Source organism: Oscillatoria nigro-viridis PCC 7112 (genome assembly GCF_000317475.1).
Taxonomy (GTDB): Bacteria; Cyanobacteriota; Cyanobacteriia; order Cyanobacteriales; family Microcoleaceae; genus Microcoleus; species Microcoleus nigroviridis.
Genome location: NC_019729.1, coordinates 7,032,453 through 7,046,800, shown reverse-complemented (window position 1 = coordinate 7,046,800; position 14,348 = coordinate 7,032,453). Strand labels below are relative to the sequence as shown.

4 protein-coding genes are annotated in these 14,348 nt (G+C 48.6%); 1 reads left to right on the top strand and 3 read right to left on the bottom strand.

The features are described from left to right. Nucleotides 1-51: 51 nt before the first annotated feature. From OSC7112_RS29225 to OSC7112_RS29220, 3 genes are all read right to left on the bottom strand, one after another. Nucleotides 52-4,179: an ATP-binding protein gene (locus OSC7112_RS29225; protein WP_015179293.1), complete on the bottom strand. Its 4,128-nt coding sequence runs from the start codon at nt 4,177-4,179 to the stop codon at nt 52-54. Nucleotides 4,180-4,411: 232 nt separating this feature from the next. Next, nucleotides 4,412-4,576: a hypothetical protein gene (locus OSC7112_RS40320; protein ID WP_015179292.1), complete on the bottom strand. Its 165-nt coding sequence runs from the start codon at nt 4,574-4,576 to the stop codon at nt 4,412-4,414. Nucleotides 4,577-4,710: 134 nt separating this feature from the next. Continuing rightward, nucleotides 4,711-10,236, bottom strand: a complete 5,526-nt coding sequence (locus tag OSC7112_RS29220) for a PAS domain S-box protein (RefSeq protein WP_015179290.1) — start codon at nt 10,234-10,236, stop codon at nt 4,711-4,713. A gap of 229 nt (nt 10,237-10,465) precedes the next feature. On the opposite strand from OSC7112_RS29220, the gene OSC7112_RS29215 reads away from it, so the two are divergent. Then, on the top strand, nt 10,466-14,278 hold the full coding sequence (locus OSC7112_RS29215) for a glycoside hydrolase family 2 protein (RefSeq protein ID WP_015179289.1): 3,813 nt from the start codon (nt 10,466-10,468) through the stop codon (nt 14,276-14,278). Nucleotides 14,279-14,348: the final 70 nt, after the last annotated feature.

Genomic DNA, 14,348 nt, shown 5'->3' with positions numbered 1-14,348 from the left:
GGGTTTGATGAGGACGGTCGCAGTCACTACGAACCGGGTATAATATGATTTCTACTTGGTTTCGGGATGGATGAGAGCTAGTATTTGATTGAACTGAAACTCGTTAGCCAATACAGTTAGAGCGCTAGCTAAAGCGTCATTGCGATCGCGAATTTGCTCAATTTGAATCAGAATTAACTCTAAATCGCACTCAATTGTGGCTTTCTCTAAAGCTGCCAGCCAATCTGCGGGTAAAGCTGCCAGAGTCTCTGGAGTCGGAGCCTCGATTTGAGTTGACTCGGGAACACTCTCCAATTCACCGTAAATGTAACGCACTCCCAGATGTTTGTGCAGGGTGGCAAAAATTTCTGTATCTCGAAAGGGTTTGTGGATAAAGTCATCGCAATCATCTGAGACAGTAACGGTTTGCGCTTCCTCGGCGTTACCGGCACTCACGGCAATAATTGCGGTAGCTTGACCTTTAACGGTGGCTTTAATGCGTTTGGTTGCTTCATGTCCATCCATCACGGGCATCCACATATCCATAAAAATTAAGTGTGGCTCAAAACTCGACCACATTTCAATAGCTTCTATGCCGTTGCTGGCTTCTTGGAGTTCAAAGTTAAAGGCAGCGAGGAGTTCGATCAGGAGTTGGCGGTTGTCCGATCGATCGTCCACAATCAAAATACGATAGCGCGGCTGATTGCGTTCGAGCCCCATCACCCGACGCGGTGGCTGTACGGGTTGAGTCGCGGGGGCATCAACGGCGCTGACGGGGATATCAAACGCGAAGGTGGTGCCGCCTCCTACTTCACTGCGTACAGTAATCACGCCGCCCATCAGCTTGACAAACTGTTGGCTGATAGCCAGCCCCAAGCCTGTTCCTTGCTGAGATTTTGTTCCTGTTGTGGTTTGCACAAAGGCTTGAAAAAGCTTATCTAACTCATCAGCAGCTATGCCGGCACCCGTGTCTTCTATTTCAAAATATAATTGGTAATTAATGATGGGTAATTGCTGATTTTCACCCTCCCTCACCGCCCTTACTCTTACCGCAATACCTCCCTCATTTGTAAACTTAATGGCGTTAGAAAGCAGATTAATTAAAACTTGGCGCAACTTAAGTTGATCGGTTTGCACGTATTCGGGAATATCGCTAGAGCAGTCAAATATTAACTGCAATTGTTGCTCCCGTGCCTGGAGTTGAAACATCTCTTCCACCTCGTTCAGCAGGCTGCTTAATTTAAAGTCTGTTGGGTTAAGGGTAATGCGTCCGGTCTCTATTTTGGCTAAATCTAATATTTGATTGATCAGAGCTAGCAAGTGTTCTCCGCTGCGGTTGATGATGCGGATATTTTCCTGTTGTTCGCGAGTGAGGTTGGTAGAGCGCTGCATCAATTGAGAGAATCCCAGAATTGCGTTTAGCGGGGTGCGGAGTTCGTGGCTCATATTTGCCAGGAAAGTGCTTTTGGCAAGGTTGGCGGCTTCGGCGGCCCACGCGGCTTGTTGAAGCTGTACTGCTTGCTGTTGAGTGGCTTCGAGCAATTGAGCTTGTTGTAAGGCGACTCCCAGTTGAGTGCTAATTTGCAGCCCAATATTGATTTCTGCTTCGCGCCAAGTGCGGGGTGCAGAATTTTGATAGCTGGCGAGCAAACCCCAAAGTTGACTGCCGCAAAATATGGGGAAAATAACGTAGGCTCTAGCTTGAAATTGTTTTAAAAGTTCTAGATAACAAGGACTCAACCCAGCGGTGTATATGTCTTCAATTATGCGGTAAGGAACGCCTCTAGCATACATACCGCCTTGATTTCTGTGTAGATAGGTATCGAACACTGGTTCACCGGAGGCTTGCATAGTTTTCACGGTACAGCGAGAGTCTTCGACGAGAGTGTTTGGCACCTTAAAATCGTCGGGTTTTTGCATCAGAGATATCCAGCCCGGAGCCATTGATTCGGCAACAAATTCCCCGCTCCAATCAGGATTAAAGCGATAGATACCGACACGATCGCATTTTAGGGTTTGTCGCAGTTCAGAGGTTGTGGTTTTGAATATTGTGTCAATATCTAAGGATTGGCGGATGCGATCGATCGATCGGGCGATGGCTTGTTCTCCCTGGGCGCTTTCTCGCAAAGCTGACTCGGCTTGTTTGCGATCGCTAATATCCAAAACAGTGCCTAACAAACGGAGCAACTGCCCTTTTTCATCATAAACAGGTTTCCCTCGGACTTCAATGTAACTGAGCGAGCTATCTCTTCGGATCAGCCGCAGATCGATTTCAAAGCTTTGCCCCGACATAGCTAGATCGCGCACCATTGTCAGATAGCGCGATCGATCTTCTGGATGAAAACGCTCGATTAATTGTTCGTTTGGCAGCGGTTTTTGAGTCGGATCGACCTCATAAATGCGATAGAGTTCTTCACTCCAAGTAGTTGTTGCTGTGGCAATATCGTGTTCCCAACTGCCAATACGGGCAATTTTTTGGGCTTCCAGCAGTCGGGATTCCGCCAACTGGCGAGCGCTAATGTCGCGCGCTACCCAAACAGCGGAGCTATCGGACAGCGGCGAAATTTTAGCAGCAAACCAAACTTCTTGGTTATTAATCGGCAGACTGTAATCAAAACTTATAGTTTGTTGGGTTTCCAATGCCTGTCTAACTTGAGCAAAATAAATCTCCTCGCTTGCCTCACGAAAAAATTGTTCGATGATGGAGTCGATCTGATTCGTCTGATGGTTGTATTGAAAAATTCCCTTGGTGGGTATAAGTTGAATTGTTTTTTCTTCGCACTCAAAAATCAATACAATATCTGCGATAGAATCAAATATTTTTACAATTTGCTCGGTAGAAGTGTAAAGTTTTTGTTCGAGCAATTTGCGTTCGGCAATTTCATATTGTAATAGTTCGTTAGTACGAGCTAAGGCGCCGGTACGTTCGACCACTTCGGATTCTAAAGTGCGATTGTAGTCAGTTAATATTTTTTCAGCTTGTTTGCGCTGTGCGATGTTATAAAAAGCATTGATGGCATAAATAATGTTTCCACCTTCGTCGAAAATTGGTGTGGCGCGCACCTCAAAAGGAATAAATTTCCCATCTCGATGCAGTTCTACATCTTCAAGGAATACTGTTTCGCCGCGCAGTGCTCGGAATGCGGGCAGTTCTTCAGTGGGATAAAGCTGGTTTTGGCGGTAGATTTGATAAACTTCTACTGCTTCTTCTAAAGTCGAATCGGGAATAGTTTCTACGGCGAGCCAATGCTTGGCAGTTTGGTTGAAGTACACGACTTTACCCGAGGCATCGTGGATAGATACTCCCGCAGGTATGGCTTCGAGAAATTGCTTGAGTTGGCTCTCGCTCTGCGCTAAAGCTTCATTTAAAGATTTTTGGTCTGCAAAAGCCTGTTGCAGTTGCGCTGCCATAAAATTGAAGGAATTGGCGAGATCTCCGACTTCATCCCAGCGCCTAATTTCTAAAGCTCGATCCCATTTTCCTTTGGCAACATTTTTGGCGGCGGTATTCAAGTGCATAATTGGTTTTGTTACCCAACGGGAAGTCAACAATCCGATCGCGATCGCCAGCGGCAGCGTACCGGTCAACAACCACAATGTGTTGCGCGTATTTGCTTGAATGCGAGCCGTGAAATCAGACTCTGACACCACCACCACAATCAACCAATCCAAACCGCGGACATCTCGATGGGGAGTGACGCGGACAAACTGCCTATCGCGGTTGCCCGCCAGGGTCAATTTCTCGGTTGTTTGCAGCGCGCGGAAGTTGCCAAATCGGTTGGCGAGTTGTCGAGCAATATCTCGCGTTCGGGCATCTTTGCTGTTGGTGGCTAGCAATGGCGTCGGTTGGTTTTTTGCTTGCGTTGCCAAGGGTGTTTCTAGTGTGGATGTGGCAATCAGATTGCCCGATCGATCAATAATAAAAGTTTGTCCTGACGCCGATAAGTGCAGCCTAGCCAGAAAGGTATTGATTGCCGAGGGCCCATTATCGGTGAGGCGATCGCTAATCCGTTCTCCTACTTGTTCGATTAACTGATGCGCTACATCCTCGACTGATTCCTGACCGCTTTTCAAAGAAAGATAGCCCACTAGCCCAACTACACTTACCGTTTGCAAAACAAACGGAACAATCAGAACTGTTCGCAGGGGAAGCTTGCTAAAAAAATTGGCGGTTAGGCGGTTGAAGTGATAAATGGGCATGGGTGTGAACCAATTGGGCTGATAGTCGTATTTTAACTGCTGTAGCGTGCCTTTACCGGCAATTGGCGCGCCCTAAAAACTGTGAAATTTTCCGCCAGGTTCAATATCGCCAACTACGGTTCATTTAAAACTATTTATTTCTCGGAGTTCCCCCTCGCATCCCCCTGGTTGTTGGGGGACTTTAAGTGCTTCCGGTTCCCTCCTTTTTAAGGGGGGTTTGGGGGGATCGAGCTTAACCCAAGCGTATTGCTATACAGCCAACTACTAGGGAAGATTGGGCGCGGCTGTCAAAATTTGCTTCTGTAATTTCTGTTTCTAGCTGTTTAGCATTTGATTCATTTTTACTTACGAAAACTGTGATAAATTTTCTAATTTCTTTGTGTCTATCGGCAATCATTTCGTTAATGAAAAGCCAGCGGTGGCGGGTTTATGAGATTGTAGGTTATGGGCAATTATTATTGGTGAACCCGCCCCTGCAAGATTTAACATCATACAAATCCGAATCAAACGGAAATGATATTATTTGTGCGTTCATCGAACCCGATCGCCCTCATGCCCATTTGCTAACTTGGCTAAAACGGTGGCGAAGAGAGCGGGTTCGATCGGCTTTGTTAAGTGTTCGTCGTAACCAGTGGCGATCGCCCGATCGCGGTCTTCTTCGCTAGCATAAGCTGTCAGCGCCACGGCCGGCAAGCGCTTGATTTTGTCGGATTCGGACGATCGCACTTTGCCGATCAGCGAGTAGCCGTCCTCAACGGGCATACCGATATCGCTGACTAAAATATCCGGCGGCGACTGCTGCAAAATGTCGATCGCCTCTGCAGCCGTTGCAGCCGCAGTCGCAGTCGCCCCGCACTGTTCGAGGGCAACCATCAAAAACTCGCAGTTGTCGGGTTCGCCGTCAACTACCAACACCTTTAAACCAGTCAAAATACCCGGAGGCTGGGGATTGGATTTTTTTTCTCCTCTCAACTGCCCCTTCTTACTCCGAGGCTGTTTGAGTGGCAGTGTCACCGTAAATGTCGCACCCTGGTCCTTACCTGGACTTTCCGCAGTCACAGTACCCCCGTGGAGTTGCACCAAGTGCTCGACGATCGCCAATCCCAGTCCCAAACCGCTATCAGCCCTAGTTTTCGAGGCGTCTGCTTGTCGGAAGCGATCGAACACGTAGGGCAGAAACTCAGCAGAAATGCCCTTTCCGGTATCGCTGACAGTAATTTGCACGTAATTGGGCGATGAGGAATCGCTAACAGCTATCGCAGACAAGCGCAGTTGCACAGTTCCCCCCGAAGGCGTAAACTTCACGGCGTTAGTCAGCAAATTCCACACTACCTGCTGCAACCTCTGGGCGTCGCCCCACATCAAGCCGACTGCGGGGTCAAGTTCTAACGAAACGGTGACAGACTTGGCCTCGGCTGCCGAACGAACTGAATTATGAGCCGCCTCGATCGTCCTTACCATGTAGAACCAGCCGGGTTTCAGGGCCAGCTTGCCTTGAACGATCCGGGAAACGTCGAGCAAATCTTCCACTAGCTGGATCTGCACCTTCGACTGACGCTCGATGGCATCCAAACCCGAAGCGAATTTATCTTCGTTGTAGGGGTGGGCGCGCAGGATCTGTGCCCACCCCTGAATCACATTTAAAGGCGTTCGCAATTCGTGGGAAAGAGAGTCTAGAAACTCGTCTTTCCGGCGGCTGATAGCTTCTGCTTCCGCCCGCGCGGCTTGTTCGCGCTCCAGCAACTGAGCGCGCCCGGCCTCGACTTGCTTGCGATCGCTGATGTCGGCGACGATCGACATACAGTTGATGTTGCCGTTGCTGTCGCGGACTGGAGTTGCCCACAAACTGATGTCGATCGAGCGGCCGTCTTTCCTTTGGCGCTGGGTTTCCATGCCGGCGATCGCCTTTCCTTCGCGAATTTTTTTCAAATTAGCCGTGAATTCCTCCCGCTTGTCTGCGGGAAGGCTGGGCACGAATTGACCTAGCGCTTCTGATTCATGCCAGCCAAAAATCCTCTCGGCTGCTGGGTTCCACATTTTCACAGTGCCGTCGTCGCAGTCCAAAACGGTAATTGCTAGGGGACAAGCCTGAATCAAGGCTTCTAAAGTTTGATTGATGTGCGATCGCGCTGCTTCTGCTTGTTTGCGATCGGTGATATCGACGTTCACCCCGATCGCCCGCCAAGGCAAACCCCGATCGTCCTGAAATACCTTAGCCCTGCAAGCAATCCAGCCCGCGCTGTTGTCCGGGCGGCAGATGCGGAACTCTATGTTTAATTCCTCCCCGGACGCCCCCGCAGCTTTTACCTGCTGTTCGGTAACAGCGCGATCGTCTGGATGCAGCATTTGGGCCCAACTTTGATAGCTGTCTAAAGCGCCGGCGGGCAGCCCGTACAAAGCCTCTAACTCCGGCGTACAGGCGAGCTCGCCGGTTTGGACGTTCAATTCAAAAGTTCCGATTTTGCCTGCTTGCTGAGCGATTTGCAGCCGTTCTTGATTCTTTTTGAGTTCTGCTTCCACCCGCGAGATTTCGGTCAAGTCGATGTAGAATGCGACGATCGTCTCTGGTTCGCGATCGTCCGGGGACAGAATCGTTCCGCCCATCAGAACCGGCACGCGGCTGCCATCTTTGCGGATGTACTCTTTCTTGAAAGGAGTTGCGACTCCCTTAGCCCGCAGTTCTTGGGCCGCTAAGGCGTCGAGGAGCAGGTATTCGGGGGGGGTCATCCTGTCCCACCGCATTTGACCGGAGAGCAAGTCTGAGCGGGTGTAGCCGACCATGTTGAGCAGGGATTGGTTGGCGTAGGCGATGCGGCCGCTAAAATCGCCGATCGCAACTCCGAAAATATTTGACTCGAACAGCCGCCGGAATATGGCTTCGCTTTGCTGCATTACCCGTTTTGCTTGTTTGCGATCGGTGATTTCGGCAATCACGGTGCTGACTCCCAGCAGTGTTCCGGATTCATCGCTCACGGGGTAAAAGCTGATTTGCCAATCCCGCAAAACTCCCGGCTGTTGCTTGGTTTCGGCCTTAATTTCCAAGTCGAGCACGGGGGTTTGCGTCGCCAGCACTTGGCGGTAAATCTGCTCTACCGTATCGGCCATTTCGGGAATTACTTCTCTAACGGTGCGCCCGAGGTGCTCTGCGATCGAGCGGCCGTCGATCGCAGCGAGGCATTCGTTCAGGCGGATGTAGCGCAAATTGGTATCGACAAAGCACAGCCCCACCGGTGTGGTTTTGTAAACTAAGTCGAGTTCTGCTAGTTGGCGGCGAATGCGTATTTCGTTTTCTCGAAGTTGGTTTTGGGCTCGTTTGCGATCGGTGATATCGAGTACGAAGAATGCTCCTTTGTCTGTGCATCCTTGGAAGTTTCCGCCGCCGACTAAAACTGGGAAGCGCGTGCCGTCTTTGCGGAGATATTCTTTTTCAAAAGGCGCGCAACTTCCTTCGGCTTCGACTTGCGCGACGGCGATGCGATCTAGTTCTAGATATTCCGGCGCCGTGAGATCTGGCCAGCGGATCTGTCCCGAAACTAAGTCTTCCCTAGTATATCCGATCATTTCCAGCAAGGCGTCGTTAGCGTCCGTAACTTCGCCGGTGACATCCCAGAAACCGATGCCGATCATGTTAGATTCTACCACGCTGCGGAAGCGCATTTCGCTTTCCCGCAAAGCTAATTCTGTTTGTTTAGCTGCGGTAATATCTGTGATAATTAGGCCGACTCCGATTATTTCTCCCCTTTCATTTTTCACTGGGTAGTAGTTGGCGAGCCAGTAGCCTAAAGTTTGTGGTTTTCCCGGAGGTTCGCCGCTCATTTCTAAGTTTAAAACAGGCTGGCCGGTTTCTAAAACTTGTTGAATTATCGGCGCAAATTTGGCAGCAGATTCTGGCAACAATTGCCGGAAGTCTTGGCCGAGATGCTGTTCTATCGGCAAACCGTTGAGTTCTGCTAATATTTGATTGATACGGATGAAGCGCATGGAGCGATCGAGAAAGCCAATCGCTAGGGGAGATGCTTCTAACAGCGAGTCAATTAAGGCAAAGGATTGCGATGTTTGAGATAGTGCTTGCTGCGCTTCAGTGTAAAGTCTGGCGTTGTCTAGGGCGATCGCGACGCGATATGCTAGGTCTTCTAGCATTGCCATGTCTTCTGCACTGTAGCGGCGGCCGAACTTTGAGGTAAAGCAAGTGATGGAACCCATTACCCGCCCGCGAGCCCTCAGCGGTACGCAAGCGTGAGCTCCGATATTGAGCGAGCGCAATTTTTCGATTTCTGCTGCATTTTCGGCTCCTGCTGCTAAAATTTCCTCATCCACTTCGGCAATTAGTTGGGATTTTCCGCTGCAGATTACCAGCGGATAGCCGTTAACAGCATTGTCCGCGATCGAACTGCGGATGCTGAAGTTATTAATAGTCTCAACTATAGAGGGTTCTGCGTGAGCCACAGCGACTAGACGGACTTTTGAGTCGGTTTCGAGCAAATGAATGCAGCACCCGTCGGCGATCGAATTTATTGCTAATTCTGCTACCTTTTGCAGAAGCGTTTCCCCGTCAAACGCAGCAGCCAGCATTTTGCTGACTTCTGCTAAAAATGCCGAGCGCTGCTGTTCTATTTCCGCTTTTTCTCTCGCTGTTTGCTCGATTGTTAACTGCAATCTTTGAGTTTCCGCAAGTTTTATTTCTGTGATATCGCGGGCGACAATTAAGGCTGATTCTGGTACGCCATTTTTATCAAATTCTGGAACTACGCGGCATTGATAACTTCGGAGGCCGTTGATTGAGAAAGCCTGAAATTCGATAATTTCTTCTTGACCTGTTTCTAACACTTTGTGCAGGGTTTCACCCCACATCTGGCACACTTCCGGCGGCATTCCTATTTCTTGACAGGTTTTACCCAGGAAGAATGAAAACGGTTTTCCTTGGCTTCTTTCAACTGCTTGATTTACATAAATAACACGCAGTTCTTTGTCCGTGCGGATAATTATATCTGGCGTATTTTCTAGCAGCGTTCTCAGTTGCTGTTCGCTGCTTGCCAATGCTGCTTGCGCTTGTTGTCTTTCGGTGACATCTCTCACCGTACCCACGTATCCGATGAGTTCGCCGGAGTCGGAGAACATCGGCGAGGAACAAACGTTAATCCAGCGCACAATTCCTTCTGGTGTTTGCAGGCGATACTCGATCGCATATTCCCCACCTTGCCGAGTATAATCTAGCCATCGGGCCAATACGCGATCGCTGTCTTCCGGGTGAATGCAATTCTCCCAACCATCTCCTAAAAGTTCTGTCAAACTCAAGCCGCAAATAGCCTGACAGCGCGGGTTTGCATAGGTGTAGCGCCCCTCACAATCTGCGATAAAAATGCCGACAGGCGAACAGGAACTTAAACAGCGAAATCGTTCTTCTTGAGCTTGCAGCGCTTCTTTAGCTAGTGTCAGTTCTTCTGTCCGCTGTAGGACGCGGCTTTCTAGGTTGGTGTAGGATAAAGCCAGGGCTATTTCTGCTTTTTGCCGCTCGGTAATATCGATACCAGTTCCTATCACATATTCGACCAAACCATCGCCATCGGTCGTCACAGTATTCGACCAAGAAATTAAGCGCTTATCCCCATTTTTATTTTGCCAATAGTTTTGATATTCGCTGGTAAAATGTTCGCCTTTGAGCTTGGTAAAAACTGTTTTAACCGGCTCTATTTCTTCGGCAATTAAGAACAAATCCCAAAGATATTTATTGATTACTTCGGCTGTCGAGTAGCCTGTAGTTTTTTCGCAAGCTTGGTTAAAGCGGACAATCCGCCCTTGGCTGTCGAGAACTACAATCAAGCAAGCTGTCGTGTCAATTACTTTTGAAATAATATTACGTTCTATTTCTAGTTCTTGTTCTGCGGACTTCAAGCCCCCATACCAAGCGATAACCATTGCAGCGGCCAAAAGTAAGATTGCAGGAGCTGGCTGGAAGGACAAAAGTAACAGAGATGTCAGCAGTAAAGCCGTGCAAGCGCTCAATGTAGCAATACTGTAAGATTTAATTGATAAGGGCAAGACCTGAAACCGAGTCATTTTTGTTGACCTGTAGCGATGGCGCGATCGTACTATTGCTGATGTCGATGAAACAACCTGGTTAAAACTTAATTAAAACTAAGTGTTTATTTTTTCTATACAAAACCACATTTGTCGGCTCTGTGCCATCTTCCCAGAGACAGATTGAGTGCGGGATTGGTGCTGAATCAACTGCTATCATAGATCCAGGGACAAATTAGATTATCTAATTTCTGGGAGCAATAAGCGAGTGAATCACAAGCTGGCCAAAATTATCGGATTATTTTTCGCAGCCGCCACCCTCTTTGGATTCGTCGGTTACGCACTTCAAAATCCCTACTTAGCCAGCAACTGTGCGATGTCGATCGGCTCCCCCAATCTTACCATCGCGGCCGGCGGGGCGATCGACAACAAACGATCCCAAATTTATCTCAACGGAACTTGGCAATTTGTCCCCGCAGTTGGCAACCTCCAAAACCCCCCCGTCTCCCCAAATTGGGGTTCCATCTCGGTACCTGGAGACTGGCAAAAAGAAAACAACGAATCGGTACCCGGAATCATCACTCGCGGCAGCGGCAAAGATTGGGAAAACTTCAACAGTAAACAACTATCAAAAGCTTGGTATCAGAAAAATATAGACATTCCCGACGACTGGACAAACCGCCGCATCTTTATCGACTTAGCCAGAGTCAGCACCGATGCAGTCATCTTTGTCAACGGGATTAACTGCGGTCAAATCCCCTGGCCCTACGGCACTATTGAAATTACCAAAGCAGCAAAACTAGGTCAAAACACCATATCCATCTTAGTGGTGGCAGTATCCGATGAAAAGGAAAAAGCCGTCATCATGGGCCCCACAGAAATCTACACAGAAAAATCCAAGTTGCAATCGCGGGGAATCATCGGTGAAGTACGGCTTCTGAGCCTTCCCCCAGGCCCGCTAATTAGCGACGTATTCGTCCAAACTTCCACCAGAAAAAAGCAAGTTAAATTAGATGTAGAACTCAAAGACGTTGCCCAAAACGGTAAAGTAGAATTAATCGCGCAAATGCTCGACGAAAAAGGCAAAGTACAACAACAATTCACCGCAAATGCCAGCGTTCAAGCTAAACCACTTCAAACCTTACAAGTCCAGTGGAATTGGCCAAATCCCCGTCTTTGGGATGTCGGGCAACCAAACCTTTACACCCTGCAATTAGCAGTAAAAGGCAGCGGCATTGATACGCAATACCACCAACCTTTTGGCTTCCGCGAATTTTGGATAGAAGGGCGCAAATTTTTCTTAAACGGAACTGAATTTCGGCTGCGACCAATCTTGCACTCCGATACTTGGCAAGGCGGCATACTAGAAGTTTCTGACCGCCTAATTGATGGCTACGTAAAAGCCGGTTTTAACATAACAGAAATGTGGCCTTGGAATCACGACGAACGGGGTAGATGGCACTTCCGAGAGTTATTTTCGGAAAGAGCAGACCTCAAAGGTTTTCCAATTATGGCTCCCGCTTTAGATATTAGTCCTATCGCTTGGAACGGCAAGTGGAAAAACCCTTACTGGAAAAACCGCTGGAAAGCCCGAATGGTGACTGAAATGCGCCGCTACCGCAATCATCCATCAGTATTAATGTGGGCAACAAGTCCTAATTTTTTCGGCAATGCTGACGACCAAAATCCCCGCCGCATCGGCAAAAGCAAAGTAGAAGGAACTCTCAGTCCCTCGGAAAACGAGCGTTTGCGGGTCAACACTCCCCTAGGAAATGACGCTATAGCTACCATTAAATCGGCTGACCCAACCCGACCTGTGATGGTACACCAAGGCGCATACTTCGGCGATGTTTACGCGCTGAATACTTATTTAAATATGATTCCCTTGCAAGAACGGGAAGAGTGGATTTCTGAGTGGAGTAAAACCGGGGAAATGCCCTACATGGCTGTCGAGTTTGGGACTCCTCTGCACGCCACGATGATGCGGGCACGCAAAGGTTTTGGTCAGGCGATTCTCAGCGAACCTTGGATGACTGAGTTTGCGGCCATTTATTTTGGTAAGCAGGCTTACGAGTTGGAAACTGCCGCTTATAAAAATAAAATTCGCGAGCAGTTTTTCAGGGGTCAGGAGTATCAAAGCTGGCATTTTAAAAAAGAGTTAGATTTTGCACCCGCTTTTCAAAAGTTGCAGCAGTTATTCAGTACAAATACTTGGCGGAGTTGGCGGACTTTTGGAATCTCTGGGGGGATGATTCCTTGGAATGACGGGCACGGTTGGGAAGTTTCCGAAGCGGGCAAAAAAAAGGTGGATATTGGGGCATTTCAACCTGGTGGCCGGGGAGTTTATTTGAAGCAAGTCTCAAATAATCTTTTGAATTATTTGCAGCCCGAAGCTTATATTGTTCATCCTGGGGGCGAGGCAATTATGAATAATAATAGCTCTACTTTGGCTTGGATTGCTGGTGCTAGTCCGGTTTTTACTGCGAAAGATCGCAATTTGTTTGTGGGCGGAAAACTGGCTAAGCAAGTAGTGTTAATTAACGATACGCGGGCAGCGCAAGAATTTTCGTTTAATTGGCGAGTTTTGGTGGGCGGGAAAGAAGTAAAAAAAGGCGAGGAAAAAGGGACGATTGAGTCGGCAGGTACGCTGTTTTTCCCAATTGAGCTAAATTTGCCAAATACCATTTCTAGCAAGGCTGACGGCGAAATTCGCTTGACTGCGCGGGTGGGCGATCGATCGCATTCTGATACATTTGCTTTCCGGGTTTTTCCCAATCAAGCCAAAAGCAAGGATACGCTGACAATCTTCGATCCAGCGGGCAAAACATCGGCCATGTTACAACAGTTAGGTCATCAGCTTGTACCGTGGAATGGTTCGCAACTTGCATCGCTATTAATTATCGGTAGGGAAGCGTTTTCTAGCGGGGAAAATTTGCCGGGAAGTTTAGAAAGTTTTGTGCGAAACGGCGGCAAAGCAATTGTGTTTCCTCAGCGCCGGGAATGGCTGGAAAATACGGGTTTCCGGGTTGCTGCCCACGTCAGCCGCCGCGCTTTTCCAGTTGACAGCAACCATCCGGCAATTAGCGGTTTAGACAGTGAAGATTTGCGGGATTGGGCGGGGGAAAGCACCCTGGTTGAAGCTTATCCAAATACGATCCAAACTGGCGCTAATTTGAGTCCGGCAAATAAACCTTGGTACGGCTGGCGTTGGGGAAATCGCGGCGGTGTCAGCAGCGCTTCTATTGAGAAGCCGCACCGCAGCGGTTGGCGCCCTATTTTGGAATCTGAGTTTGATTTAGCTTATTCGCCGCTGATGGAATTAGATTACGGAAAAGGGCGGCTGATTTTAAACGAGTTGGATTTGGAAGACCATTATTCTGTAGATGCTGGGGCGGCGCAGTTAGTGCAACAAATTGTGAGTTACGGGATGAATTCTCCGGTACTTGGAAAGCCGGATAAAGTGGTTTTAATAGGGGGAGATGGAGATGCCCAAAAGTTGGACAGTTTGGGGGTAATTTATCAGCGCGCTAGTTCGCTTTCTAATGATGTTGATTTGGTCATTGTGGGGAGAGAAGCGAATCTAAAAGATGCAGCTTTGCGCGGTTATTTGAATGCTGGCGGGAAGGCGTTTTTCTTGCCGCGTCAAGTGCCTGTGGCGGGTTTGGGCGTCGGTTTGCAGCAAGCGCAGGATTTCGGGGGTTCGCTGGCGGTTCCGAGTTGGGATGAGGTGAAGGGGGTTAGCGCCTCAGATTTGCGATCGCGCTCTTTTTATGATACTTGGTTGATTAAGTCTGGGGGAGAAATGGGTGCTGACGGTTTGTTAAGCCGGGTAAAAGTTGGCAAGGGTGTGGCGATTTTTTCTCAGATTGAACCGGACAGTTTGAATGCTGATACTAAGACTTATTTGCGTTTTACTCGCTGGCGGCAAACCCGGGCAAATGCTCAGATTTTGGCTAATTTAGGGGCGAGTTTTAAGGCGGATGGATCTGTGTTTAACGGTTCGAGTCGGGAGTTTTATCACTGGGATTACAGAACCGATTTTGAGAAGGGAGACGATCCTTATCGGTATTATCGATGGTAGGATTTTTTTACCGCAGATTAACGCGGATTAACGCGGATGTTATGAATGATTTGAGGCGTGATATTAAAGG